The sequence below is a fragment of the Delftia sp. WSY_7 genome, assembly GCF_043104845.1.
Classification (GTDB): Bacteria; Pseudomonadota; Gammaproteobacteria; order Burkholderiales; family Burkholderiaceae_C; genus Comamonas; species Comamonas tsuruhatensis.
In genome coordinates this window covers 179,895-204,508 of record NZ_JBICLB010000034.1, presented here as the reverse complement: position 1 = coordinate 204,508, position 24,614 = coordinate 179,895, and the positions used below count along the sequence as shown (strand labels likewise).

Here is a 24,614-nt window from a genome sequence, read left to right as displayed (position 1 = left end):
TGCTTTCGGCGCCCTGCCGGCATTCAGGCCGGCTGCGCCTGCGGCTGGCGCTCGCCGCCCTTGCGCTCGCCATCACGCATGCGCAGCGCCCAGCGCTCGATGGTGTAGAAGGACAGCGCCGACAGCACCACCGAGATCGCCAGGCCCAGCACCACGACCACGGGCCACGAGAAGTCGGCGCGCAGATAGCGCACCACCGGGTAGTGCCAGAGATAGACGCCATAGGACAGGCGTCCCAGCTTCACCAGCATGGGCGACGACAGCATGTCGTAGACCAGGCCCGAGCCCTGGCTCACCGCCACCAGCAGCACAACGGCCGCGCACTCCACCACGGTGATGCCCCAGACCATGGCGTCCTGGTTGTCCCATTGCAGCGCCATCAACAGCGGCACGGCCAGCGGCACCCACATGGCGTGGTGCATGCGCGCCTTCAGCGCAGCGATGAAGTCCGGGCGCTCGATCATCAGCGCCGCCAGCAGCGCACCGGCGAACAGGCCCGAGGCGCGGGTATCGAAGCGGAAGAAGATCTCATAGAAGTGCTGACCCTGGTCCACCCAGTACACGCGCCACAGCCAGCTCAGCGCCCACAGCAGGGCAATCGGGCGCCACAGGCGGCCCGGCTTGGAAAAGCGCAGCAGAAGCACCAGCAGCGGCGGCCAGATCAGGTAGAAGTGCTCCTCCACCGACAGCGACCACATGTGCAGCAGCGTGTCCGGGCTGTCGAAGAAGGCGATGCCGTAGTCGGCCAGATAGAGGATGGAGACCAGCGCATCGGAGTAGATGTCGTTCAGGTCCGGCCACAGCATGGGCGCGAAGATGCAGTACGCGGCCAGAAACAGGGCCAGCGCCGGCATCAGGCGGAAGAAGCGGCGGCGGTAAAAGCGCCAGAAGCCGATGCGGCCCTCGGAATCGTTTTCCATCAGCAGCAGCGAAGTGATCAGATAGCCGCTGAGCACGAAAAACAGGTCGACCCCGAAGAACGCGCCATCAAACAGAGGCGCATGGGAGTGCGACAAGATCACCAACAGGATCGCCACGCCCCGCAGCCCGTCAAGGGCGGGGTTGTAGCGCAGTTTGAAATCCTTGACCACCAAAACCGGACACCTTTCCAACGCCGGAGCAATGGGCCCCGAGCCATGAACAAACCCCAAGAAAATGGAGCACGCGGCCATGGCGCAGCCGGCCCCGAAGGGTGCAACGCATGGTCCAGCGCGATAAGAGAGACGGCACGTCCCAAGGTTCCCGGCGGATGCGGTGAACAGCAATCCGCGTGCCGCGGTGCGGCGCGCCCTGAGGATGCGGGCCACCTCGACGGACAGCCCTGCGTGCACGAACAAGCCCCGCTTGAGCGGGGCCAGGCCGATGAATTTCAGCGAAATCCAATTCTAGCCATCACCGCCCGGGGACGAGGTTCGATGGACATTCAGCCCGGGATCCTATGCCCCCGCCCTGCCGTCCACCCGCCTTTCTTCGCACGCCGCGAGTATGGGAGGCGCCCTGCAGCCAGAACGTAACAGGAGGTTTGTGCTGGCGCCGCTGCACCCTGGCCCATTCCACCCCGTGAAGCCACCGGCGCACACCGGGCCGGTGCGATGGATGTGCCGTCAACAATTTGGAACAAAACGACGCCAATCCCAATGAACACAAGCGTTTACCGCTATCGTTTTTTTTCTTCAGGCGTACAGCGGGATGAGACGGCGTCCTGCAGACCCCGGTGCGCGGCACTGTCTGCCTGCACCGGCTGCTGGTTCTTGGCGCGCAGATAGTGCTCGGTGAACAGCGCCAGGTAGCTCTCCAGCGCGCGGCCCGCGCGCCGGTCGCCCGCATCGCCCGTCAGCTCCAGACACAGGGCGGCCACCTCGCTGGTGCAGAAGTGGTCTTCGCGCTGGGAGCGGCGCAGGCGGTACTGCGAGACCTGATCCGGGTGCAGGCTCAGCACCGGAAAGCGGTCCAGGTAAGGGCTCTTGCGGAACATCTTGCGCGCCTCGGGCCAGGTCGCGTCCAGCAGGATGAACAGCGGGCGCCGCTCCTGGCCCGGCATGACCGCGGCCTGGGGCACCGGCAGCGTGTGCACCACGCGATGCGGCGGCTGTACAAACTCGCCCGGAAACACCACATAGGGCTGCCACTGCGGATCGGCCAGCAGCGCCAGCAGGCCCGCATCGGCCTCGGTGCGCGCCCAGCCGAAGGCGTGCGTCTGCTCCACCACATCGGCGATCAGCCAGCCCGTGTTGCTGGGCTTGAGCGGCTCTGCATCGTGCATCAGCAGGCAAAAGCCTGCCCGCGTCGGCAGCATGGGCCGCAGCGCGCAGATGCAGTGCGAAGGCCGCAGCCGGCAACCCTCGCAGCGCTCACCGCGCGGCCCGCCGCGCGACAGGAACGGCCGCGTGCTGCGCGCCAGCCGCTGCGTGCGCAGGCGCGACACCGCATGCGGCGCCACGCCCGAATCCACGCCACGCAAATAGGACAGGGGCACCGGAGACACCGGCGCCTGGGCAGGCAGCTCCATGCTCATCCCACGCTTTCCAGCTCGAACAGCGGCAGCTCGGCGCGGCGGCTCAGCCACACGCCGCCGCCCAGTTCCTTGAAATGCTCGGCCAGCCCGCGCCGGTACAGATCGGCCCGGTGGCGGAACAGGCGCGGATCGGTCAGATCCTCATCGATCACGCCGCGTTCGTAATCCTCGCGCGCCACTGCCTCCACATACAGGCCGCCTCGGCTCAACCGCCCCAGATTGGCCAGCGCGCGCTTGAGATCCGGCGGGCTCAGATAGGGCAGCACGCCCTGGCAGATCACCAGATCGAAGGGCTCTGCAGGATCATGCGCCGCATAGTCCACCACCGAGCCGCGCTCCCAGCCGAAGCGTCCGCACAGGTACTCGCTGAACTCCACGCCGTGGTAGCTGGCACCGGGGAAGTGGCGCTGCACCGCCTCGCGCCACAGACCGATGCCGCAGCCCACATCCAGCACGCGGCGCACCGGCACCCGCACATAGTTCAGATAGGAACACACGAAAGCGCCCAGCCGGTTCACATGCTCGGTGTCGACCACGCTGGTCTTCTTGTCGAAGTAGTAGCGCTGGTAGTACGCCTCGTCGAACCACTGGTCACTTGCTGATTGCACGCATTCTCCTTGGGGGTGAGCGCCCGGTGGGCGCGTTCGGGCGGGAGTATGGCGCAGAGGGCAGTGGGTATGGGAACGCGTGTTTTTTGCCCCTGCCGGGTGATGCTTTTTTCCGAGGCCGGGCCTGTCCGGTTGTCGACCAATTTCTTGATCGCCCGCATAAGCCAAGACAGTTGCTACTCCGCAAGACAGACTGATTTGCATATCAGATCACAACAACAGCCGCCCAAACATCTAAAAAACTGCGAGATATGACAAAAAGATCAGGATTGCATAATTTTACAAATTCAATCCAACCACTCAATAACCATCATGGCTAACATATCAACGGCAATTACGATATCCAGCAAAATACCAAATTAACACCCATGGGCCATCGGAAGGCCTACATCATTGGTACTAAAATGCTAATAATTGATAGAAATGGAATAGCAATCCACTCCCTTATAAAGCGAGCCATCGCACCCACCATTGAACGTGGTGAAATGAAGGAAATTCATGGCATCATTGTTCATCAAACTGGAGGATCGACAGCACAGTCTTCAATTGATAGTTACAAAAACCCATCAGCAAATGGAGCACATTTCCTGATAGAGAAAGATGGAACAATATATCAAACCGCTTCCCTTTACAAACAAACATGGCACATTGGCAAAATAAAAGCGCGTTGTTTACTGGAAAAGCGATGCACGCCAGTTGAATTAAAATCGTTACAACGCTTCAATCCAACCCAAGAGAACAAGCGCGAGATGCTGAAAAAGGTTCCAGCACGATTTCCGGCCAACCAAGACAGCATTGGCATTGAATTGGTAGGTGAAGCACTTCCTCGTGGCGGGAACATACCAGACGAAAAGAAAACTTATCAGGCCGTTACAAGCGAGCAGAACAATGCACTACAGTGGCTTATCGCGGAATTAACGCTGACACTAAGAATATCTATGAGCGAAGTTTTCAGGCACCCAGAAGTCTCTAGAAAAAATCCTACGGAAGCGATTTCAGCAAAATGGTGAGATCACTATTAACCTTACCCCTGCTAGTTGTTATGGCTAGCACCGCCTCCGCCGCCAATCAATGCACAAAAGGCTCAGAGTTCGAGCCGCCACTGTGCCCACTGATACTTCCCAAGATCAGCCAGATCACCATCCAGGAAAACGCGGCCAAATCGCCCGTCGAAAAAGACCCAGCGGTGAGTTGCGCCAACTTTGTCCTGACCATCTCCCAGGTGCGCCGTTATTTTCAACAGGCAAAAACCACCAACGAAAACGACGCACACTACACGCTAGACTGGTCGCCCTGCTATGCAAGCGGCGAAATCGCATTCAGCGATGGCAGCCGTGGAAGTTGGAGCATCAACCAGTTCCGGGGCGGTGCGCTGTTCCTGGAGGGCAGGGACAAGACGGTATTGCACTGCCCAAAATGCAAGTTCAAGCCATTTCAATGGTGATTGTTCTGGCGCGGCACCACGTTGGCCAATCGCAATAAAAACAGCCGAGTGCAGCTATGGCACATCGGCTATTTGCATTTTGGCGTTTCGACGTCAGGGCTCCAGCCCCGAAAAAACACCGTCCGGCACGGTCAGAAACTTAGGCCTTCGGCGGCCGATGCAACAGACACAGCTTGTTGCCATCCAGATCCCGCACATAGGCCAAGTACAGCCGGCCACCGGGCGAAGCCTCGCGCCAGCCGGGCGGATCCTCGCAGGTCACGCCCCCGGCTGCCACGGCGGCGGCATGGGCCGCGTCGGCCTGCTCGGGCGACTGCGTCGCAAAGCCGATGGTCGCGCCATTGCCGTGGCAGGCAGCCTCGCCGTTGATCGGTGTGGAAATGGCAAACGTGCCGCCCGCGCTGCGGTAGAAATAGCGGTTCTTGTTGGCCATGCCCGGCGCAATGCCGAGCGCGCCCAGGAATGCGTCGTAGAACTGCTTGGATTTTTCGAGGTCGTTGACCCCGACCATGACGTGGCTGAACATGCCTGTGTCTCCTTGGTTGATGCGAACCGGGATGTTAGCTGCGGCAAGCCGTCCTGCTGTCACCCATGCGCGCCAGCGACCATACTGTCGCCCCCGCCAGAGCCGGCGGACATTGGACCGATACCGCGATACCGAAACCATGCGCCTTCTTCACACTTCCGACTGGCATCTGGGCCAGCACTTCATGGGCAAGAGCCGCCAGGCAGAGCACGCTGCGCTCATCGACTGGCTGCTGGAGCAGGTCGATGCCCAGGCGGTGGATGCCGTGCTCATCGCGGGCGATATCTTCGACACCGGCGCGCCGCCCAGCTATGCGCGCGAGCTGTACAGCCAGCTCGTGGTGCGCCTGCACGCGGCGGGCGTGGCCCTGCTGCTGCTGGGCGGCAACCATGACTCCGTGGCCACGCTGGCCGAAAGCCGCGAGCTGCTGGCCTGCCTGGACACCACCGTGGTGGCCGCCGTGGGCGAGACGGCCAGCCACGTGGTGGAGTTGCCGCTGCGGCGCCGGCCGGGCCAGCCTGCCATGCCTGGCTGCATCGTCTGCGCCCTGCCCTTCATGCGCCCGCGCGACGTGATGCTGAGCCAGGCGGGCCAAAGCGCCGAGCAAAAACAGCAGGCGCTGCAGGCCGCCATCGAGGCCTGCTACCGCAACGTGCACGACGCCGCCATCGCTCGCCGTGATGCGCTGGCTGCCACACGCGGCGAGCGCCTGCCCATCGTCGCCACGGGCCACCTCACCACCGTGGGCGCCAGCAGCAGCGAGTCCGTGCGCGAAATCTATGTGGGCTCGCTGGACGCCTTCCCCACCTCGGCCTTTCCGCCCGCCGACTACGTGGCCCTGGGCCACATCCACCAGCCGCAGAAAGTGGGCGGCCTGGAGCACATCCGCTACAGCGGCTCGCCCATTGCGCTGAGCTTTGACGAGGCCCGCCAGTCCAAGCAGATGCTGCTGGTGGACCTGGGCCCCGAAGGGCTGCAGGCCGTCACGCCGCTGCCCGTGCCCTGCTTTCAGCCCATGGCCTCGGTCGCGGGCCGCCTGAGCGCCTTGCCGGATCTGATGCGCGCCGCCGCCCAGGCCGGCAGCCCTGCACGGCCCGTGTGGTTGGAGGTGGTGGTGGAGCAGGACGACTACCTGCCCCAGCTCACCGACCGCGTGCAGGCCCTGGCCGACGAGCTGCCGGTGGAGCTGCTGCGCGTTCGGCGCCAGCGCGGCCGGGCGGTGGCCGGCATGGCCGCCGCCGCTGGCGAGTCGCTGCACGAGATCAGCCCCGCCGACGTCTTCGAGCGCCGCCTGGCGCTGGAAACACTGGAGCCTGGCTTGGCCCAGGCCCTCACCCGGCGCTACCAGGAGGTGGTGGCCGGGCTTGATGCGCCCCACCCAGGCGCCGGCGAACACGGCGAGGAGGCCCGCGCATGAAGATCCTCACGCTGCGGCTCAAGAATCTCAACTCGCTCAAGGGCGAATGGCGCATCGACTTCACGCAGGCACCGTTCGCGGGCAACGGCCTGTTCGCCATCACCGGGGCCACGGGCGCGGGCAAGTCCACCCTGCTCGATGCCATCTGCCTGGCGCTGTACCACGAGACACCGCGCCTGAAGACCATCTCGGCATCCGCCAACGACCTCATGACGCGCCACACGGCCGACTGCCTGGCCGAGGTCGAATTCGAGGTCAAGGGACAGGTCTACCGCGCCTTCTGGAGCCAGCGCCGCGCACGCGACAGGGTGGATGGCGCACTGCAGGCGCCCAAGGTGGAACTGGCCCGGGGCGACGGCAGCATCCTCAGCAGCCAGACGCGCGACAAGCTCGAGCAGACCGCCGCCATCACCGGGCTGGACTTTCAGCGTTTCACCAAATCCATGCTGCTGGCCCAGGGCGGCTTTGCGGCCTTTCTCGAAGCCAATGCCAACGACCGCGCAGCCCTGCTCGAGGAGCTGACCGGCACGGAAATCTACGGCCTGATCTCGCAGAAAGTCTTCGAACGCGCCCGCGACGCCCGCCAGCGCCTGGACCAGCTCAAGGCCCAGGCCGATGGCGTGGAGTTGCTGACGCCCGAGGCGCGCGATGCCCTGCAGGCCCAGGCCGACAGCCTGGTGACGGAGCAGGCCACGCTGCAGGCCGACTACCTGCGCGCCCAGGCCCAGCACCAATGGCAGCAGCAACTGGCCCAGGCCACCCAGACACTGCAGTCCGCCCGCACCGGCTGCGCAGACGCCGCCCAGGCACTGGAGCAGGCCACGCCCGAACTGGAAAGACTGGCCAACGACGAGCCTGCTCAAGCGCTGCAGCCGCTGCACCAGGCTTGGCAGCGCAGCACCGCCGCCTGCGATGACAGCCGCCAGCAACTGCAGCAACTGCGCGAGCACGAACAGCAGACCCAGACCCGCCTGCTGCTGCAGCACCGCCATGCCCAGGCCCTGTCCGCCCGCCTGGCCCAGGCTGCGCAAGACACCCTGGCTCGCCAGCAGGCCGAGCACCAAACGCTGGAACAGTTCTGCACCCACCATGCAGCCCATGCCCTGCTGGGCGAGCGCCTGGGCAGCTGGCGCCAGCAGTTCAAGCTGCGCGCCAGCCAGCAACAGCAGGCGGCCCACCAGCAGCAGGCCCTGCGCAAGCTGGATGCCGAACAGGCCCGCATGGCGCAAAGCGTCGAAGCCGGCGCGGCCCAGGTCCAAGCCGCCACCGATGCCCAGGCCCGCGCCAGCGCCGCACTCCAGCACGCGCAGGACGAACAGGCGCAGCGCCTTCAAGGCAGCGGCGGCATGGCCGAGCTGCGCGCGCGCGAGCAGGCAGAGCAGGACCGCCTGCACCTGTGGCGCCAGGCAGAAACCCAGGCCGCGCAGCGCCGCGAACTTGCGCGCCAGCAACAGACACTGGCCCGGGAATTGCGCGAAGGAACAGCACTGGCGCAGCAGCAGACGGACACCTGGCAAGCCCTGCGCACGCGCTACATAGACGTGCGAGAACAGGTCCGTGACAAGCAAAAACTGCTGGCCCAGGAGCAGCGCATCCAAAGCCTGTCCGAGCACCGCCACGCCCTGCAGCCCGGCCAGCCCTGCCCGCTGTGCGGCGCGCAAGAGCACCCGGCCGTGGCCGCCTACGAAGCGCTGGACGCCTCGGCCACCGAAGCCGCGCTGCGCCGCAAGCAGGAGGAACTCGACGCCCTGCAAACCCAGGGCGAAACCGCCCGCGCCACGCTGGCCGCCACCACGGCCGCGCAGGCGGCGCGCCAGCGCCAGGCCGACGAACTGGAACAGGACATCGCACGCTGGCACGACACATGGCAGGGCCTCACGCAACCCCTGCAACTCGCGCCAGACAGTTGGCAACAGGCCGACACCCTCGCCGCATCGGCCCAGGCCTGCGCCCGGCAGCTGGACACGCTCAAGCGCGCCGTGCAGGCCGCCGAGCAAGGCGAGCAGGCCGTGCAACAGGCCAAGGACGCCGCCCAGCACAGCCGCCAGACACTGCAGACCGCGCAAGGCCAGCTTGCGCTGCAGCAGCAGGCCCTGGCCGACCACAGCGCACGCCGCGAAGAACTGCAGCAATCCATCGCCGGCCTGCAGGCCGAAGCCCAGGCGCTGAACGCGCAGTTGCAGGCTTCGCTCGGCGAGGCCGGCCACACCCTGCCCGACGACGCCCAGCCCTGGCTTGAAGCGCGCGAAGCCGAATGGCAGCACTGGCAGCAGGCCCGGCACGACCTGCAGCAACTGGCCCAATCGATGGCCTTGCAGCGCAAGGAATGCGAGGCGGCCGAGGCCGATGCGCAGCGCTGGAAAAAGCAGTCGGAAACACAGTGGGAGGCACAGTGCGAGGTGCAGAGAACGGCGCAGCACCATCCCGTCGATACGGCTGTGGCAGAGCCGCCTTCACTCCCCATACCGCCCCTGGAACAGCTGCCGCAGGCCCTGGCCGAATGCGCCAGCGACATCGCCGCTCTCACGCGGCAGCAGGATGCCCTGCAAGGCCAGCAGCAACAGGCCCAGGCCACGCTGGCCCGCCAGCGCGAGGAAGCGGCCCAGGCCGAATCCGCATGGCAGGCCGCCCTGAGCACCAGTCCCTTTGCTGACGAGCCCGCCTACCTGCAGGCCCTGCTCCCCGCACCCGAACGCCAGCGCCTGGTCGCGCTGCGCCAGCAACTGCAGGCGGCACAACAGCGCGCTGCCACCCTGCTCGAAGCCGCACAGCGCGAGCACGCGCAACTGCAGGCCCAGGCCCTGACCGAGGCGGCGCCCGAAGAAATCCAGGCCCGCCTGCAAACGCTGGAGGAACGCCGCAACGCACTCAGCGAACAACTGGGCGGCGCCCGCACCCAGCTGGCCGACGACCAGCGCCGCCGCCAGGGCCAGCAGGCCCTGTTCGAGCGCATTGCGGCCCAGGCCAGCGACAGCGAGCTGTGGCAGCACCTGGACGGCCTCATCGGCTCGGCCAAGGGGGACAAATACCGGCGCTTTGCCCAAGGCCTCACGCTGGACCACCTGCTGCACCTGGCCAACCTCCACCTGTCGCGCCTGCACGGCCGCTACCTGCTGCGCCGCAAGCCCGAGGGCGAGCTGGAACTGGACATCGTCGACAGCTGGCAGGGCGACACCCCGCGCGACACGCGCACGCTATCGGGCGGCGAGGCCTTCCTCGTCAGCCTGGCCCTGGCCCTGGCGCTGTCCGACCTGGTCAGCCACAAGACCTCCATCGACTCCCTGTTCCTCGACGAAGGCTTCGGCACGCTCGATGCCGACACGCTGGAGATCGCACTCACCGCGCTGGACCGGCTCAACGACAGCGGCAAGATGATCGGCATCATCAGCCACGTGGAGGCGCTCAAGGAACGCATCGCCGTGCAGGTGCGGGTGGAGAAAGGCGGTGGCGTGGGGCATTCGAGGCTGGTGGTTTCGTCGTGATCCGAAGCGTTTCAAAATCTCTTAGGCTGTTGTTTTTAAAAGAATTTCGGTATAAAAGAGAAATTCTCAAAAAAATACCGAAATGCAAGACCTCCAGCCATCAGCGGCCCGCCAGTACATAGACGCCGTATCCACCTTCGAAGCCCTGGAAGAAGCCCGGGATGAAGGGGCTCAAGTACGCGGTGGCATGTATTGGCATGCGGGTCCGGCGTCGTCTCCTCAATCCAGCTACCTGATCCGCACCACGCCTGCGGGCGCCGAAACCAGCCTCGGTCTTCGCACGCCGGAAACCGAAGCCATCTATGAACGCTTCATGCAGCGCAAGCAGGAAAGCGCCGAGCGTTTGGCCGGGCTCAAGGCCGCATTGGCCCAGCACCAGCGACTGAATCGCGCGCTGCGCGTAGGCAGGGTGGACCCGCTGGTGGTGGAGCTGCTCAACCGTCTGTCGATCACCGGGCTGAGTCCGCACTTTCGCGTGGTAGGAACGCATGCGCTTTACGCCTACGAGGCGGCAGCCGGCTTGCGGCTACAGGCAGATGCCCTGGCCACGCGCGACATGGACCTGTTGTGGGATACCCGCAAGCGGCTGCAATTTGCCACGCAACTCGCCCGCGTAGACAGCTCCATGCTCGGCGTACTGAAGAAGGTGGACAGCACGTTCCGCCTGCGCAAAAGCCAGCTCTACACGGCCGTCAACAAAGACGGTTTTGAAGTGGACATCATCCGTCGCGAACGTGTGGCAGACGATCCCCACCCCATCAAACTCAGCGACGCCGAGGAAGACTTCTGGGTGGCCCAGGCCAGGCGTGCCAACGTGCTGCTGGATGCGCCACCGTTTTCAGCCGTCATCGTCGCCAGCAATGGAGCCATGGCGCGCATGCATACCGTCCACCCGGCAACCTTCGTCGCGTTCAAGCGATGGATGGCCGGCCTGCGCGAGCGAGAGGCCATCAAGCGCAGGCGGGATGTACTGCAAGCGGACGTGGTGCAGGCGCTGGTGGACGGGTACTTGCCTCCATGAGTGCTTTCGGATACGTCTGAGACCTGTGCAATCTGTGAGCAGGCAGGTCTGGGCTCAACGCGCATACGGGAAGTCATTGCGCGCCACTGCTCTGCTTGCAGGCTGCAGCTCAATACGGAACTGTCACCAAACTGCCTCCCAACGCCTGCACCATCCTGCGGGCACGGCCTGCGTGGCCGCCGTTCACTCCTTTTCAAGGACCGTCCCATGCAAGTGCGCTTTCCCAATCCCTTCGGCCTGGCCCTGCCCGACGCCCAGGCGGTGCGCGACTACCAGGCCGCGCAAGGCTTCTCCGACGCCTACGCGCAGTTCCTGATCACGCAGAACGGCCTGGACTTCGACCGGCTCGAAGCGGCGCCCGACCGCGAGGACTACCTGCAGGCCGACGACGAGACCGGCGACAACCACGCCTGGCTGCGCACCCTGCACCACTTCCGCGCAGGCTCGGAGCACTGCGACGTGGAAGACCACCAGCGCGAGAACCTGTTTGCCGCGCACTTCATGGTCATTGGCCATGACCCCGGCGGCAACCCCTTCGTGGAAGTGCTGCACGGCGCCTTCAAGGGCCGCATCGGCAGCCTGGACCATGAGCTGTTTGCGGGCTGCGAGGACCTGGAGCAGTTCCTCGAAGAAATGGAACTGAACGGCTTTGCCGCCGCCAGCGTGGACGAGCAGACCGACATGCTTTGCGACGAAGACCAGGGCCTGATCTGGTTCCATGCCAGCAGCATGGACAGCTTCGTGCAGCAATGCGTGTTCTGCGACGAGGACGGCTCGGGCTTCGTGGTGGACGAGCCGGGGTTGGAAGAGGATTGAGCCACGGGGCGGGCCTTGCCCGCAGCCTGGCAGACAGCCAGAAGGCGTTGAAGCAGGCCGAGGCACAAACGGCCAGCGCGCTGGAGCCGTGCGATATGGATATCAGCGGAACTTCACCGGCTGCACGCCCCGGTGCTTGGGCCTGACCACCACGGTGCCCGCAATCTTGTCGTGCCAGCCTTGCTTGCGCGGGTCAAAGGCCACCCAGATCAGCCCCAGGCACAGCGGAATGATGGACACGAAATAGGCCAGGTAGCGAATGACGGCCTGCCGTGTGCTCATGTCCGCGCCGGTCTGCGCGTCCACGATCCTGGCGGCGATGAGCATCTTGCCCGGCGTCGCCTGTTTCTTGATCCAGAAGATGACGACGGCAATGGCAGGCAGCACCCAGGAGATGACGAAATCGGCCGGGCCGTGCAACAGTTTTTCGGACTCCAGGTATTCCCATCCGTAGATGGAGATCAGGGCCGGCAGCATGAGCACGAGCAGGATCACGGTGTCGATCAGCGCGGCGCCGGTGCGGGCCCAGAAGCCTACGTATTCGAGATCGTCATCCTGCATGGTGCGCCCTGGTTGGCATATGGGGCTGCCAGTGTGCCACCTCGGTGCCCCGCCAGAAATGCCGCGCAAGGCCAGGGCCTGCGCGGCAGGGTTGCGGCGGCCTGTCGGTCGAACTAGCGATCGAATACTGCCTGCAGGTCCTTCTGCCCCGTCACGCCGGACTGCAGCGCCAGCATCAGCAGGATCCGCGCCTTGGGCGCGCGCAGATCGTCGGCCATGACGGCGCCGGCCTCGAACGAGGTCTTGCCGCCGCCCTCGAAGCCGTAGCTGGGCATGACGCGGCCGTTGTGCACGCGCGTGCTGACGACCACGGGCACGTTCTTGCCGATGGCGTACTTGGCGGCATCGAGCATGGCGACGTTCATGTTGCCCATGCCCAGGGCGTCGATGACGATGCCCTTGACGCCACGGTCCACCGCCTGGCGCACGGCCTGGCCGTTGGCGCCGCCGTACATGGGGAAGATCTCCACCTCGGGCATGGTCTGCGCCTGGATGGGCAGGTGCTGGCGGCGCGCGGGGGCGGAGGCGAAGCTGACGCGGTCCGGGTAGACCTCGCCCAGAAAGCCGAATTCACCCGAGCGGAAGGTCTCCACGTTGGCCGTGTGTGTCTTGGTAACGTAGCGCGCGGCGTTGATCTGATTGTTCATGGCCAGCATGGCGCCCTTGTCGCGCGCCTTGGGGTCCACGGCGATGCGCACGGCGTTGAGCAGGTTGCGCGGGCCGTCGAAGTCGGACACCGAGGCATTGCGCTGCGCGCCGATGAGCACGACGGGCTTGGACGACTGCACGGTCAGGTCCAGCCAGAAGGCGGTTTCCTCCAGCGTGTCCGTGCCGTGCGAGACGATGGCGCCGGCCACCTCAGGGCGGGCCAGGGCGGCCTGTACGGCCTGGGTGAGCTGCACCCAGCGGGCCGGGTCCATGTAGTCGGAGGGCACGTTGGACAGGTTGTTGACCTGGATACGCGCGTACTTGCCCACGTCGGGCACGGTGGCCAGCAGGTCGTCGCCCGAGATCGCGGGCACGGGCGCGTTCTTGACCGGGTCGATCTTCATGGCGATGGTGCCGCCCGTGGCGATGAACTGGACCACGGGCTTGTCCTGGGCGGCGGCGCTGGTAGCAATCATGGGCAGGGTGCAGGCAGTGAGCAGGGCGAGGGCGGTGCGGCGGAAGGCTTTCACGGGTGTTGTCTCCTTGTTGTGATGTCAAGGAGCATGCTAACCATGGCGTGCGGCCGGCCCGCGCTGCCGGCCCTGCGTGAAACCCCGATGGACAGGCGCGATCAGCGCGCATCAACGCGCATCAACGCATCAAAGCGCCAGCGCGGCCTCGATGTCCGTGGACAGCTTGGCCGGCGCATCCTGCGGCGCATAGCGGCGGATGACCTGGCCGTCGCGGCCGACGAGGAATTTGGTGAAGTTCCACTTGATGGCCTTGGTGCCGAGCACGCCCGGCGCCTCGGCCGTGAGCCAGCGGTACAGCGGGTGGGCATTGGCGCCGTTGACGTCGATCTTGCCCATGAGCGGGAAGCGCACGCCAAAGTTCAGGTCGCAGAAACTGGCGATTTCCGATTCGCTGCCCTTTTCCTGGGAACCGAACTGGTTGCACGGAAAGCCCAGCACCACCAGGCCGCGCTCGCCGTACTGCTCATGCAGCGCCTGCAGTCCCGCGTACTGCGGCGTGAAGCCGCAGGCGCTGGCGGTGTTGACGATGAGCAGCACCTTGCCACGGTAGTCCGACAGGGGAACGGCCTGGCCCGTGATGGAGGTGGCCTCGAAGTCGTAGGCCGAGCGGGGCGCGGCGGCGGTGTCATTCATGCGGTGCTCCTGAAGTGGAGCATCCATGGTAGCGCCGGGACACCCGGGGGCGCGCTGGCCGGGCATGGGGATGCGGACTTGTCTCACAGACAGCAGGCGGCCAAAAACTTACCTTGGAAGGCAACAGGCGGGCACAGCGGCCCGCCTGGTCCCGTTTCGCTGGCAGGTGTTTACAAGCCGCATAGGCGCATGCCTGCCGTAGTTTCCGTCCCACGATGAAGAGACCACCTGTATGAACACCAACAGCACCCCCACGAAGCAAGCCAAATCCAACCCCGGCAACGGCCACCTGGCGCTGGACCCCAAGGCCCTGGAGGCTGCCAAGCGCAGCCTGGACGATGGCGCCGTGACCCCGCATTTCGGGCCCTGGCGCGAGGACATCATCAAGCTGCTCAATGACTCGCTGGCCACCGAGCTGGTGTGCGTGATGCGCTACAAGCGCCATCACTTCACCGCCGTGGGTCTGGCCTCGCCGGCCATCGCCGACGAGTTCCTGGTCCATGCCAACGAGGAAATGGCCCACGCCGACAAGCTGGCCCAGCGCATCGTGCAGCTGGGCGGCGAGCCCGACTTCAACCCCCAGACGCTGACCCAGCGCAGCCATGCCGACTACAACGGCGAGACGGACCTGAAGGCCATGATCCGCACCAACCTGATCGCCGAGCGCGTGGCCATCGAGGCCTACAGCCAGATGATCGACCTGATCGGCGACAAGGACCCGACCACGCGCCGGCTGATCGAGTCCATCCTGGAGCAGGAGCAGGAACACGCGGACGAGCTGTCCGACTGGCTGGAGAAATAAGCACTTCCCGCCAGTACACGCCAGCCCGACAATACCGGGGCTTGGCCCATAGGCAAGGCACCCCGCGCGAGCGGGGTGCCGCTTTTTTGGGCATTCTCTAGCCTTCGCGGAATGGTCCCGCCCTATCGGCCCTGATGTCCTGTCATCAGGGCCGTCTTGCAATATGCGCTTTTCTTTCAATGACTTGAAGCTGCCCGACGCTGTACTCGCAGCCTGGCAAAGGCTGCTGGCCAGCCGCATCGGCCAGCGCGTGGCGGCCCTGCCCTGGTGGCACCGCTGGCCCACCCGGCGCGAATGGCTGCTGTTCGCCGCTGCGCTGCCGCTGCTGTTCGCGCTGTATGTGCTGGCCCTGATCCCGTTCACGCCCGGCATCCGCGACATACGCAAGGCCAAGCTGGAGCAGCCAGCCCAGATCATGAGCGCGGATGGCAAGCAGCTCGCGCAGTTCAAGCGCAGCAACCGGCAGTGGGTGAAGCTCGACGAGATGTCGCCCTCGGTGATCAAGGCGCTGATCGCCACGGAGGACCACCGCTTCTACGAGCACCACGGCATGGACTGGCGGCGCACGCTGGGCTCGGTGGTGCACACGCTGCGCGGCGATCCGCAGGGCGGCTCCACCCTCACCCAGCAGCTCGCACGCAACCTGTACCCGACCGAAATCGGCCGCGCGCCCACGCTCAACCGCAAGCTCAAGGAGGCGATCACGGCCTTCAAGATCGAGGCGCTCTACACCAAGGACGAGATCCTCGAGACATATCTGAACACCGTGCCCTTCCTCTACAACGCCTTCGGCATAGAGATGGCGGCGCGCACCTATTTCGACAAGCCGGCCGCGCGGCTGACGGTGCTGGAAAGCGCCACGCTGGTGGGCATGCTCAAGGGCACGAGCTACTACAACCCCGTGCTCAACCCCGACCGCGCGCTGTACCGCCGCAACACGGTGCTGTCGCAAATGGTCAAGCGCGGCGTGTTGCAGGAGGCCGAGTTTGCCCAGCTCAAGAAGCGCCCCATGCGCATCAACTTCGAGCGCCAGGAAGAGCCCCTGGGCATGGCGCCCCACTTCGCGCAGCAGCTGCGCAAGTGGCTGATCGACTGGGCCGACCGCAACGACTACAACATCTACACCGATGGCCTGGTGGTGCACACCACCATCGACTCGCGCCTGCAGAACTGGGCCAACCAGGCCGTGGCGCGCCAGACGCGCACGCTGCAGGGCGTGGCCAATGGCGCCTGGAGCCAGCGCGACGGCTGGAATGCCGCCAATCCGCTGGTGCAACAGCTGGTGCGAGAGACCCCCGCCTGGCGCGCGGCGCGCAAACGCGCGGACGGCCAAGGCAAGGACAAGGCAACGGACAAGGACAGCGAGGAAGACACCCTCAAGGCCCTGCTGGCCGACAAGGCCTTCATGAAGCAGCTGCGCGAGGACAAGACGCGCGTGCAGGCAGGCTTTGTGGCGCTGAACCCGGCCACCTCCGAAGTGCTGGCATGGGTAGGCAGCCGCGACTTCACGCAGGACGCCTACGACCACGTGCAGCAGGCACGGCGCCAGCCCGGCTCCACCTTCAAGCCCTTTGTCTATGGCGCCGCGCTGCAGCAGGGCGCCACCCCCGACGACAAGCGCGTGGACAGCCCCGTGGAAATCCAGCTGGCCGGCGGCGAAGTCTGGCGCCCCACCGACGCCACGCCCCCCACGGGCCGCGAGATGACGCTGCGCGACGCCCTGGCCTACTCCAAGAACACCATCACCGCCGAAGTCATGCAGTCCGTGGGCCCCGCCCGCGTGGCACGCCTGGCGCGCGCCCTGGGCGTGCGCCAGAGCCCGCTGGACGAGGTTCCCGCCCTGGCCCTGGGCAGCAGCCCGGTGTCACTGCTGGAGATGGTCAACGCCTATGCCAGCCTGGCCCACGGTGGCCGCTGGCTGCCGCCCATGATGGTCACGCGCATCGAGGACGCCGACGGCAAGGTCATCGCCGAATTCAGCCCGCCCAAGCCCGAGCGCGCGCTGGACGAAGACCACGCCTACGCCCTGGTGGACATGCTGCGCGCCGTGGTGGACAAAGGCACGGCCGTGGCCGTGCGCCAGCGCTACGGCATCCACGCCGACGTGGCCGGCAAGACCGGCACCACCCAGGGCAATGCCGATGGCTGGTTCATCCTTATGCACCCGGAAATCGTCACCGGCGCCTGGGCCGGCTTCAACGACGCGCGCATCACCCTGCGCAGCGACCGCTGGGGCCAGGGCTCGCGCAGCGCCCTGCCCATGGTGGGAGACTTCATGTCCCGCGCCCTGCGCAGCCCCGTCATCGACGCCAAGGCCCGCTTCGAGCCACCCGAACAAAGCCACTGGTGGTCCGACATGGTCGGCCGCCTGCGCGAACGCATGCAGGGCTGGTGGCCCGACCAGCAGCCGCCCGCACAGCCCGGCCAACCCGCCACCCCGGAGCCGGCGCCGACCCCTGAACCCGCACCCGAGCCCACGGAGCCACCCGGCCCGGGCCTGTCGCCCGGCGAGGAAATCATAGAAAGCACCCCCGCCCTGCCCGCCCCCAGCATCCCCCTCACCCAGGGCACGCTGGGCCCCACGGACCAGCGCGCAGTGCAGGAAGCCACCCCCGCCACACCCGCCCTGCCCGGCGGCGAAGACGCCCCCGCAGGCACCGGCGTGGTGATCACGCCGATCCAGCCCTGACCCGGCTGGCTGTTGGCTGTTCCCCAGCCTCCCCCTTCTGCCCACGCCTGCGTTGGGCGGGATGCGGGGTGGCAAGCCTGCCGAAGGACAGGCTTGCTTCGTTGTCTAGCTCGCCGTGATGTTTGAGTGAAGCGCGCAGCGCGCAACGAGTTTCACGGCGCACCCCGCATCCCGCACAACGCAGGTCGCCCGCAGCGAAGCGAAGGGTCGTGGGCAGTGGGGCGCGCTTCTTTGCCTACTTTCTTATCGCGCGATAAGAAAGTAGGTCGGCCGCCGGGCCGAAACCCGGCCTCGAAAAACAACCACCCGGCAGGGACAAATCCAGCGAAAGAACCAAAGCACAAAGAGTCACCGCGAAGTCCGCGTATGACTCACATTGGCATCCACAGTCCCAAACACCGTCACCCCACTGGCACTGGACGCCTGGCTCCCCGCAACATCCCCAGGCACCCCACCCGCACAGCCAGCCAGCCCCACACTCAGGGCCACCAGCACCATCGCGGCCAGCTCACGCATGCCGTATTTCATCGCAATCTCCTTGAACTCCGGCGCAACCGACCGGCACAGCCCATGTTAGCCGCGCCACCCTGCCGCCCCGTGAGCGAAGGTAATCACCCTTCGAGGTAAAGCGCGGCCAGCCGCTCGCGTGCCGCACTGTCGATGCCCAGCGCATCCCGCAGATACCCTGCCATCCCCCCGAAGTCGGCCCGCACCATGTCGGTGGCGGCCGCAAGGTAGGAGGCCTGCACGCGCCACAGCACATCCATCACTTCGGCTGGCATGGGGGCGAAGGTGGTGGCGGGCCGCTGGTAGAGCTGGTTGGTCAGCAGGTAGTCCTGCATCACGGTGTCCTCGTCCACGCCCAGCGCGGTGAGCAGCAAGGCGGCAGCCCAGCCCGTGCGGTCCTTGCCGGCCGTGCAGTGGAAGACCAGCGGATCCTGGCTTTCCAGCAGCAGCTGGAACAACTGTGCAAAGCGCGGTGCGTAGGCGTGCACGAAGCTGCGGTAGGTGTCCTGCATCAGCTCCTCGGCATGGGCGGCCGTGAGGTCGTTGCCTGCGGCAATTAGGGCGCTGGCGCGCTGCACCACGGTGGGCTCGACGATGAGCGCATGGCGGGCAATGCCCGGCCATTCGTAGGCCAGGTGGGCGCTTTCCATCTTGCCCCGGAAGTCCGCGCTGCGCGCGAGCTTCAGGCCCTGCAGCACGTCCAGGTCCGCTGCGCTGAGGCCGGCCAGGTGGTCGGCACGGAACAGCGTGCGCCAGCGCACGCGCCGGCCATCCAGGCCCGCGTAGCCACCGAGGTCTCGGAAGTTAGAGGCGCCGTCCAGGCGGATGGAGCGCGAGGGCGCCGGGGAGGAAGCAGCGGCGGCAGCCGCTGCCGGGGTGAGCATTTCGGTATCCATGCCCGCTAGATTAGCCCAAGCATGTGTTGCCCCCATGTCAGGCCGGCGACCCGCTGGTGTAGAGCTCAAACACTGCCCTCAAAACTGGCGCGCCCCAAAGCCAGGGACACCGAAGAAGGGCCTAAGCCGGCCGCGCCGCCCCGCACCGAGGGTGTCGTCCCCCTCCCTCGCGGAGCGAGTAGAGAGGGGGAAGGCGCGTAAGCGCCTCAGGGGGTGAGATGTTTCCCCACGATGCCGGCCAGCTCGAACATGTTCACGCTGTCCTTGCCGAAGACGGGCCGCAGCTTGTCATCGGCGCGGATGACGCGCTTGTCCTTGGGGTCCTGCAGGTTCTGGGCCTTGACGTATTCCCACAGCTTCTTGACCACTTCGGTACGCGCCACCGTGCCTTCGCCGATGACGGCGGCCAGGGCCGCGCTGGGCTGCAGCGTGCCGGCCGCCGGCTTGCGCGCGGTCTTGGTGGCCGTCTTTGCCGTGGTCTTGGCCGCGGCTTTCTTGGCAGGCGCCTTCTTGGCCGGCGCGCTCTTGGCGGCCGCCGTCTTGCGCGGCGGGTATTTGCTGTCGCGCTGCTCGAACTCGAAGTTGACCTTGCCGGCCGCGCCATCCCAGACCAGGAAGGCCTTGAAGCTGCGGCGCGTGCGGTTGGAGACGAACTTGTCCAGCAGGTCGGTCTTGCCGGTCTGCAGCAGCTTTTGCATCTGCTCGCGCTCTATGGGCTGCTGCAGGATGATCTGCCCGCTCTTGAAGTCGCAGCTGGGCGTGGCCTGGGCCAGCGTGGGCACGGCCTTGGCGCAGACGTAGTTGCTGCCGTGCTCGAAGACGGGCGCGCCGCACTTGGGGCAGGGGCCCAGCGATTGCTGGCTGGCAAAGTCCACCAGCTCGCCCGTGTCTTCGGAGGCGGCGTCGTCGCCAAAGTCGAACTCGAGCTTGTAGTTGCCGCCTTCCTCATCGCGCACGATGGTGACTTCGGCCACGAAGGGCCAGCCTGCCTTGGAGCGAAAGCCGTCCAGAGGGCCCAGGCGGCGGTCGCGCAGCAGTTGCTCGGCCTCGGCCGTCTCGAAGGTGCGGCCTGCAGGCGACTTGGTGAACGAGAAGCCGCAGCCCGCGCCCTGGCCGTCGCTGCCCGTGCAGCCGTAGCGGCGGTAGTTCTCCTTGACCACGCCGCCGCAGTTGGGGCAAGGCGTGGACAGGGTGGCGTAGTCGCCGGGCACGGTGTCTCGGTCGTATTCCTTGGCCTTCTTGACCAGCTTTTCCGTCATGGACTGGATCTGCTGCATGAAGGCATCGCGCGAGAGCTGGCCCTTTTCCATCTGGGCCAGCTTGTATTCCCATTCACCGGTGAGGTCGGCGCGCGAGAGCTCTTCCACGCCCAGGCCGCGCAGCAGCGTCATGAGCTGGAAGGCCTTGGCCGTGGGAATCAGCTCGCGGCCTTCGCGCAGCATGTACTTTTCGGTCAGCAGGCCTTCGATGATGGCCGCGCGCGTGGCAGGCGTGCCCAGGCCCTTTTCCTGCATGGCCTCGCGCAGCTCGTCGTCCTCCACCTGCTTGCCCGCGCTTTCCATGGCGCCCAGCAGCGTGGCTTCGGAGTAGCGCGCGGGCGGCTTGGTCTTGAGGCCCTTGGGATCGACCTGGCCGGCGCGCGGCTGCTCGCCGGGCTGCACCGCGACCAGGGGCTGGCCCTTGTCGCCGTCCTTGCCGCCTTCGACCTCGTTGGCGGCCTCCTTGCCGTAGATGGCCAGCCAACCGGGCTTGACCAGGATCTTGCCTTCGGTCTTGAAGCTGTGCTGCTCGACCTTGCTGATGCGCGTGGTCACCTGGTGCTCGGCACTCGGGAAGAACACGGCCATGAAGCGGCGCACGACGAGGTCATAGAGCTTTTGCTCGGCCTCGGACAGGCCGCTGGGCGCCTGCGTGGTCGGGATGATGGCAAAGTGATCCGACACCTTGCTGTTGTCGAAGATGCGCTTGGTCGGGCGCACATAGTTCTCGTCCAGCGCCTGCTGGGCAAAGGGTGCCAGGTGGCGCATGCCGCTGCCGGCCAGCATGGCGAAGGTCTGGTGCGCCACGGGCACGTAGTCCTCGGGCAGGGCGCGCGAGTCGGTACGCGGGTAGGTCAGGGCCTTGTGGCGCTCGTACAGGCTTTGCGCCAGCGCCAGCGTGGTCTTGGCCGAGAAGCCGAACTTGCCGTTGGCCTCGCGCTGCAGGCTGGTCAGGTCGAACAGCAGCGGGCTGGCCTGGGACGTGGGCTTGGACTCCTCGGTGACCTGGGCTGGCTTGCCGCGCACGGCGTCGGCGATGGCCTGGGCGTCGCGCTGGTTCCAGATGCGGTCGGCGCGGGCTTCCGCATCCTCGCTCTTTTTCCATTGGGGATCGAACCACTTGCCCAGGTACTGGCCGGCCTGCGCGTCGAAGGCGGCATGCACTTCCCAGTAGTCGCGGCTGACGAACTTGCGGATCTTTTCCTCGCGCTCCACCACCAGGGACAGCGTGGGCGTCTGCACGCGGCCCACGGTGGTCAGGAAGAAGCCGCCGTCGCGCGAATTGAAGGCCGTCATGGCGCGCGTGCCGTTGATGCCCACCAGCCAGTCGGCCTCGGAGCGGCTGCGCGCCGCGCTGGCAAGGCCCTGCATCTGGCTGTCGCTGCGCAGGTTCTGGAAGCCGTCGCGGATGGCCTGCGGCGTCATGGACTGCAGCCACAGGCGCTTGACCGGCTTGCCCAGGCCCTTGCCGTCCGGCTTGGCACCTGCAGCGTACTGCTCGATCAGGCGGAAGATCAGCTCACCCTCGCGGCCCGCGTCGCAGGCGTTGATGAGTTCGGTGACGTCCTTGCGCTTGGCCAGCTTGACCACGGCATTGAGCCGGCTCTTGGTCTTGTCCACGGGCTTGAGGTCGAAATACGGCGGAATCACCGGCAGGTTGGCAAAACTCCATTTGCCGCGCTTGACGTCGAATTCCTCGGGCGCCTGGATTTCCACCAGGTGGCCCACGGCGCTGGTCACGACGTAGTGCTCGCTCTCGAAGTATTCATCGTGCTTGTCGAATTTGCCCGCCACCGGAGTCAACGCGCGGACGATGTCCTGCGCGACCGAAGGCTTCTCAGCAATCACCAGGGTCTTTGTCATTGTGTGTACTCGTCATTCCCCGCAGGAGCTGCATGTCGCATGCCTGCGCTTCTACAATCCATGGCTCACGCGTGTACGTACGTGTACGCGCACGCGCATGTGTGCCTATTCAAGTTATCAGAGAAAACATGCCCCGCACAGCTTTGGCCCCTTCCGGCGGCCGCCGTATCCAGACCCGCCGCTCGGGTGTCCATGGCAAGGGCGTCTTCGCCGTGCAGGATCTTGCCGAAGGCGAGGTCCTTGTCGAGTACGTAGGGGAAATCGTCAGCTGGCAGGAAGCCCAGGACAGGCACCCGCACGACCCCAGCCAGCCCAACCATACCTTCTACTTCCACATCGACGAAGACCGCGTGATCGATGCCAACTACGGCGGCAATTCCTCGCGCTGGATCAACCACAGCTGCGCGCCCAACTGCTACACCGACGAGCGCGATGGCCGCATCTTCATCGTCGCACTGCGCAACATCGCCGCCGGCGAGGAGCTGAGCTACGACTACGGCCTGATCATCGACGAACCCTACACCAGGAAGCTGAAGGCCGAGTATCCCTGCTGGTGCGGTGCGGCCACCTGCCGCGGCACGCTGCTGGCGCCCAAGCGCGGCTGGCGCCCGCCCATGCCCGGCGATGCGTTGCCGGCCGGCGCAAAGCCGAAATCGGAAAAGTCTGAAAAGGCAAAGCGGCCCCAAAAACAGCAGGCCGAAGCGCCAAAGCCTTTGGGCAAACCCACCCAAAAGCCGAAGAAGAAATCCGGCACATCCTCGACAAAGGCGGGCGCATGATGGCTTCGTCCCCCATCCACTGGCCTGCGGAGTCGCTGTGGCAGGCCATCGAGCCGCAACTGCCGGGCTTTTCCGTGGAGATCGTGCCCAGCATCGGCTCGACCAACACCGAGCTGATGGCACGCGCCCGCGATGGCCGCAACGAACCCGTGCTGCTGGTGACCGAAGTGCAGACCGCCGGCCGGGGCCGGCTGGGCCGCCAGTGGACCAGCGGCGTGGGCGATTCGCTGACCTTCTCGCTGGGCATGCCGCTGGCGCCTGCCGACTGGTCCGGCCTGTCGCTGGCCGTGGGCCTGAGCGTGGCGCAAAGCCTGCAGCCGCAATTGCCCGCCCCGGGCTCGCAGCGCCCGCGCATCGGCCTCAAATGGCCCAACGACCTGTGGATCGACGGCGACCGCAAGCTCGGCGGCATCCTGATCGAGACCGCCAGCTTTGTCGGCAGCGCCGCGCATGAGCCCGGCACGCCGCGCTACGTGGTCGTGGGCATCGGCCTGAATGTGCGCCCCCGCCCCGGCGACGGCATGCGCACGCCGCCGGCCAGCCTGCTGGAGCTGGACGAGCGCCTGGACGCGCCCACCGCCCTGGCCTGCGTGCTGCCGGGACTGGTGTCCGACATCCAGGCCTTTGCCGCCCAGGGCTTTGCGCCGCTGGTGGACCGCTTTGCCCAGCGCGACCTGCTGCGCGGGCGCGCCGTCAATCTCAGCGACGGCGAAAGCGGCATGGCCGAAGGCGTGGGCCGCGATGGCGCGCTGCTGGTGCGCACGGCGCGCGGCCTGCAGGCCATCACCAGCTCGGAAATCAGCGTGCGGCCGGCTGCTGTAGGCTAGAGCGATTGATGCACTAGGCCCGCCGAGAAACGACATGCTGCGAATTGCCTTTCTGCTGCTGGTGCTGGCCAATGCCGGCTACTACCTCTGGAGCCACGGCCAGCTCCAGGCCCTGGGCCTGGCCCCCCCGTCCACGACCGAGCCCGAGCGCCTGGCCCAGCAGGTGCGCCCCGAGGCGCTGAGCCTGCTGAGCGTGGACAACGCATCCACCACGCCCTCGCCGGCCGCCGCCCCGTCCACGCCAGCGCCGGCCCCCACCCCGGCAGGCGGCGAGGAGCCCGCCCCTGCACCCAGGCCCGCCCAGGCTGCAGGCCAGCCCACCAGTTGCCTGGTGGCCACGGGCATCGAAGACCGCCATGCCGAGGCGCTGCGCCGCGGCCTCATCGCCCAGGTCGCCAGCGACCAATGGGACCTGAGCAGCACGCACCAGCCGGGCCGCTGGATGGTCTACATGGGCAAGTTCCCCGACGCCGAATTCCTGGAACGCAAGCGCGCCGAACTGCGCGCCCGCAAGATCGATTTCGACCGTGCGGGCGGTGCGCTGGAGCCGGGCCTGTCGCTGGGCCGCTTTTCCACCGAGGAAGCGGCCACGCGCGAGCTGACCAACTTCGCGCGCCAGGGCGTGCGCACGGCCCGCGTGGTGCAGGAGCGCCCCGACATCACGCTCTACACCCTGCGCCTGCCCCAGGCCACGGCCGCACTGCGCAGCCAGGTCGAGGCCATGGGCGGCAAGGCCTTCGAGGGCAAGCCGTTCAAACCCTGCTGAACCCGTTGGGCACGCCATGCGA

General features: G+C 66.3%; 20 protein-coding genes. 11 read left to right on the top strand and 9 right to left on the bottom strand.

Annotated features, from left to right (window positions below; genetic code table 11):
• Window positions 1-23: 23 nt before the first annotated feature.
• From ACF8ME_RS15690 to ACF8ME_RS15680, 3 genes are all read right to left on the bottom strand, one after another.
• Window positions 24-1,172, bottom strand: a complete 1,149-nt coding sequence (locus ACF8ME_RS15690; protein ID WP_016449864.1) for an acyltransferase — start codon at window positions 1,170-1,172, stop codon at window positions 24-26.
• A 485-nt stretch (window positions 1,173-1,657) separates the two neighbouring features.
• On the bottom strand, window positions 1,658-2,515 hold the full coding sequence (locus tag ACF8ME_RS15685; protein ID WP_267178277.1) for a tRNA-uridine aminocarboxypropyltransferase: 858 nt from the start codon (window positions 2,513-2,515) through the stop codon (window positions 1,658-1,660).
• Window positions 2,512-3,123: a class I SAM-dependent methyltransferase gene (locus ACF8ME_RS15680; protein ID WP_016449866.1), complete on the bottom strand. Its 612-nt coding sequence runs from the start codon at window positions 3,121-3,123 to the stop codon at window positions 2,512-2,514. The genes ACF8ME_RS15685 and ACF8ME_RS15680 overlap by 4 nt, the downstream gene beginning before the upstream one ends.
• Window positions 3,124-3,491: 368 nt before the next feature.
• Here ACF8ME_RS15680 and ACF8ME_RS15675 point away from each other — a divergent pair, with 368 nt between their 5' ends.
• Window positions 3,492-4,133, top strand: coding sequence for an N-acetylmuramoyl-L-alanine amidase (locus ACF8ME_RS15675; protein WP_392417305.1), 642 nt, complete (start codon window positions 3,492-3,494; stop codon window positions 4,131-4,133).
• Between the two features lie 32 nt (window positions 4,134-4,165).
• On the top strand, window positions 4,166-4,567 hold the full coding sequence (locus ACF8ME_RS15670) for a hypothetical protein (RefSeq protein ID WP_016449868.1): 402 nt from the start codon (window positions 4,166-4,168) through the stop codon (window positions 4,565-4,567).
• A 139-nt stretch (window positions 4,568-4,706) separates the two neighbouring features.
• On the opposite strand, the gene ACF8ME_RS15665 is transcribed toward ACF8ME_RS15670, so the two are convergent.
• On the bottom strand, window positions 4,707-5,093 hold the full coding sequence (locus tag ACF8ME_RS15665) for a VOC family protein (protein WP_012202828.1): 387 nt from the start codon (window positions 5,091-5,093) through the stop codon (window positions 4,707-4,709).
• Window positions 5,094-5,232: 139 nt separating this feature from the next.
• Between ACF8ME_RS15665 and sbcD the strand changes: the two genes are divergently transcribed.
• From sbcD to ACF8ME_RS15645, 4 genes are all read left to right on the top strand, one after another.
• Entirely contained in the window at window positions 5,233-6,510 is a 1,278-nt protein-coding gene (sbcD, locus tag ACF8ME_RS15660) for an exonuclease subunit SbcD (RefSeq protein WP_392417304.1), read from the top strand.
• Window positions 6,507-9,992 (top strand): AAA family ATPase, encoded by a 3,486-nt coding sequence (locus tag ACF8ME_RS15655; protein ID WP_392417302.1) that lies wholly within the window; start codon window positions 6,507-6,509, stop codon window positions 9,990-9,992. The genes sbcD and ACF8ME_RS15655 overlap by 4 nt, the downstream gene beginning before the upstream one ends.
• A gap of 82 nt (window positions 9,993-10,074) precedes the next feature.
• A complete protein-coding gene (locus ACF8ME_RS15650) occupies window positions 10,075-11,013 on the top strand; it encodes a GSU2403 family nucleotidyltransferase fold protein (RefSeq protein WP_034366888.1) in 939 nt (312 codons plus the stop codon).
• A gap of 207 nt (window positions 11,014-11,220) precedes the next feature.
• The gene (locus ACF8ME_RS15645; protein WP_392417300.1) at window positions 11,221-11,829 is read left to right on the top strand and encodes a hypothetical protein; all 609 of its coding nucleotides are present in this window, start codon (window positions 11,221-11,223) and stop codon (window positions 11,827-11,829) included.
• Window positions 11,830-11,931: 102 nt separating this feature from the next.
• Here the strand turns inward: ACF8ME_RS15645 and ACF8ME_RS15640 are convergent, their stop codons facing one another.
• The 3 genes from ACF8ME_RS15640 to ACF8ME_RS15630 all read right to left on the bottom strand — a co-directional run bounded on the left by ACF8ME_RS15640 (window position 11,932) and on the right by ACF8ME_RS15630 (window position 14,204).
• Window positions 11,932-12,390, bottom strand: a complete 459-nt coding sequence (locus tag ACF8ME_RS15640) for an RDD family protein (protein WP_392417298.1) — start codon at window positions 12,388-12,390, stop codon at window positions 11,932-11,934.
• A gap of 113 nt (window positions 12,391-12,503) precedes the next feature.
• Window positions 12,504-13,568: an asparaginase gene (locus ACF8ME_RS15635; RefSeq protein ID WP_016452086.1), complete on the bottom strand. Its 1,065-nt coding sequence runs from the start codon at window positions 13,566-13,568 to the stop codon at window positions 12,504-12,506.
• A 129-nt stretch (window positions 13,569-13,697) separates the two neighbouring features.
• Entirely contained in the window at window positions 13,698-14,204 is a 507-nt protein-coding gene (locus ACF8ME_RS15630; RefSeq protein ID WP_013804566.1) for a glutathione peroxidase, read from the bottom strand.
• 232 nt (window positions 14,205-14,436) lie between these two features.
• Here ACF8ME_RS15630 and ACF8ME_RS15625 point away from each other — a divergent pair, with 232 nt between their 5' ends.
• Both ACF8ME_RS15625 and ACF8ME_RS15620 read left to right on the top strand, forming a co-directional pair.
• Window positions 14,437-15,006 carry a bacterioferritin gene (locus ACF8ME_RS15625; protein ID WP_016449875.1) on the top strand — a complete coding sequence of 190 codons (570 nt, stop codon included), beginning with the start codon at window positions 14,437-14,439 and terminating at the stop codon, window positions 15,004-15,006.
• Between the two features lie 163 nt (window positions 15,007-15,169).
• Window positions 15,170-17,695, top strand: coding sequence for a penicillin-binding protein 1A (locus tag ACF8ME_RS15620; RefSeq protein WP_392417296.1), 2,526 nt, complete (start codon window positions 15,170-15,172; stop codon window positions 17,693-17,695).
• A 611-nt stretch (window positions 17,696-18,306) separates the two neighbouring features.
• Here the strand turns inward: ACF8ME_RS15620 and ACF8ME_RS15615 are convergent.
• Both ACF8ME_RS15615 and ACF8ME_RS15610 read right to left on the bottom strand, forming a co-directional pair.
• The gene (locus ACF8ME_RS15615) at window positions 18,307-19,086 is read right to left on the bottom strand and encodes a tyrosine-protein phosphatase (protein WP_392417294.1); all 780 of its coding nucleotides are present in this window, start codon (window positions 19,084-19,086) and stop codon (window positions 18,307-18,309) included.
• Window positions 19,087-19,304: 218 nt separating this feature from the next.
• Window positions 19,305-22,220, bottom strand: coding sequence for a DNA topoisomerase III (locus ACF8ME_RS15610; protein WP_016449409.1), 2,916 nt, complete (start codon window positions 22,218-22,220; stop codon window positions 19,305-19,307).
• 128 nt (window positions 22,221-22,348) lie between these two features.
• On the opposite strand from ACF8ME_RS15610, the gene ACF8ME_RS15605 reads away from it, so the two are divergent.
• The 3 genes from ACF8ME_RS15605 to ACF8ME_RS15595 are packed head-to-tail and all read left to right on the top strand — an operon-like array spanning window position 22,349 to window position 24,592.
• A complete protein-coding gene (locus ACF8ME_RS15605; protein ID WP_313283186.1) occupies window positions 22,349-22,999 on the top strand; it encodes an SET domain-containing protein-lysine N-methyltransferase in 651 nt (216 codons plus the stop codon).
• On the top strand, window positions 22,996-23,826 hold the full coding sequence (locus ACF8ME_RS15600) for a biotin--[acetyl-CoA-carboxylase] ligase (protein ID WP_016449407.1): 831 nt from the start codon (window positions 22,996-22,998) through the stop codon (window positions 23,824-23,826). Before ACF8ME_RS15605 ends, ACF8ME_RS15600 begins: the two co-directional genes overlap by 4 nt.
• Before the next feature lie 34 nt (window positions 23,827-23,860).
• Window positions 23,861-24,592, top strand: a complete 732-nt coding sequence (locus tag ACF8ME_RS15595) for a hypothetical protein (protein WP_047218929.1) — start codon at window positions 23,861-23,863, stop codon at window positions 24,590-24,592.
• Window positions 24,593-24,614 lie beyond the last annotated feature (22 nt).

Bases quoted from the DNA above. Each gene is read 5' to 3' on its own strand.
- ACF8ME_RS15690 (WP_016449864.1), bottom strand. From the start codon at position 1,172: ATGGCCGCGTGCTCCATTTTCTTGGGGTTTGTTCATGGCTCGGGGCCC.
- ACF8ME_RS15600 (WP_016449407.1), top strand. From the start codon at position 22,996: ATGATGGCTTCGTCCCCCATCCACTGGCCTGCGGAGTCGCTGTGGCAG.
- ACF8ME_RS15685 (WP_267178277.1), bottom strand. From the start codon at position 2,515: ATGAGCATGGAGCTGCCTGCCCAGGCGCCGGTGTCTCCGGTGCCCCTG.
- ACF8ME_RS15640 (WP_392417298.1), bottom strand. From the start codon at position 12,390: ATGCAGGATGACGATCTCGAATACGTAGGCTTCTGGGCCCGCACCGGC.
- ACF8ME_RS15645 (WP_392417300.1), top strand. From the start codon at position 11,221: ATGCAAGTGCGCTTTCCCAATCCCTTCGGCCTGGCCCTGCCCGACGCC.
- ACF8ME_RS15630 (WP_013804566.1), bottom strand. From the start codon at position 14,204: ATGAATGACACCGCCGCCGCGCCCCGCTCGGCCTACGACTTCGAGGCC.
- ACF8ME_RS15670 (WP_016449868.1), top strand. From the start codon at position 4,166: ATGGCTAGCACCGCCTCCGCCGCCAATCAATGCACAAAAGGCTCAGAG.
- ACF8ME_RS15620 (WP_392417296.1), top strand. From the start codon at position 15,170: ATGCGCTTTTCTTTCAATGACTTGAAGCTGCCCGACGCTGTACTCGCA.
- ACF8ME_RS15615 (WP_392417294.1), bottom strand. From the start codon at position 19,086: ATGCTCACCCCGGCAGCGGCTGCCGCCGCTGCTTCCTCCCCGGCGCCC.
- ACF8ME_RS15650 (WP_034366888.1), top strand. From the start codon at position 10,075: ATGCAAGACCTCCAGCCATCAGCGGCCCGCCAGTACATAGACGCCGTA.
- sbcD (WP_392417304.1), top strand. From the start codon at position 5,233: ATGCGCCTTCTTCACACTTCCGACTGGCATCTGGGCCAGCACTTCATG.
- ACF8ME_RS15655 (WP_392417302.1), top strand. From the start codon at position 6,507: ATGAAGATCCTCACGCTGCGGCTCAAGAATCTCAACTCGCTCAAGGGC.
- ACF8ME_RS15605 (WP_313283186.1), top strand. From the start codon at position 22,349: ATGCCCCGCACAGCTTTGGCCCCTTCCGGCGGCCGCCGTATCCAGACC.
- ACF8ME_RS15665 (WP_012202828.1), bottom strand. From the start codon at position 5,093: ATGTTCAGCCACGTCATGGTCGGGGTCAACGACCTCGAAAAATCCAAG.
- ACF8ME_RS15595 (WP_047218929.1), top strand. From the start codon at position 23,861: ATGCTGCGAATTGCCTTTCTGCTGCTGGTGCTGGCCAATGCCGGCTAC.
- ACF8ME_RS15675 (WP_392417305.1), top strand. From the start codon at position 3,492: ATGGGCCATCGGAAGGCCTACATCATTGGTACTAAAATGCTAATAATT.
- ACF8ME_RS15610 (WP_016449409.1), bottom strand. From the start codon at position 22,220: ATGACAAAGACCCTGGTGATTGCTGAGAAGCCTTCGGTCGCGCAGGAC.
- ACF8ME_RS15625 (WP_016449875.1), top strand. From the start codon at position 14,437: ATGAACACCAACAGCACCCCCACGAAGCAAGCCAAATCCAACCCCGGC.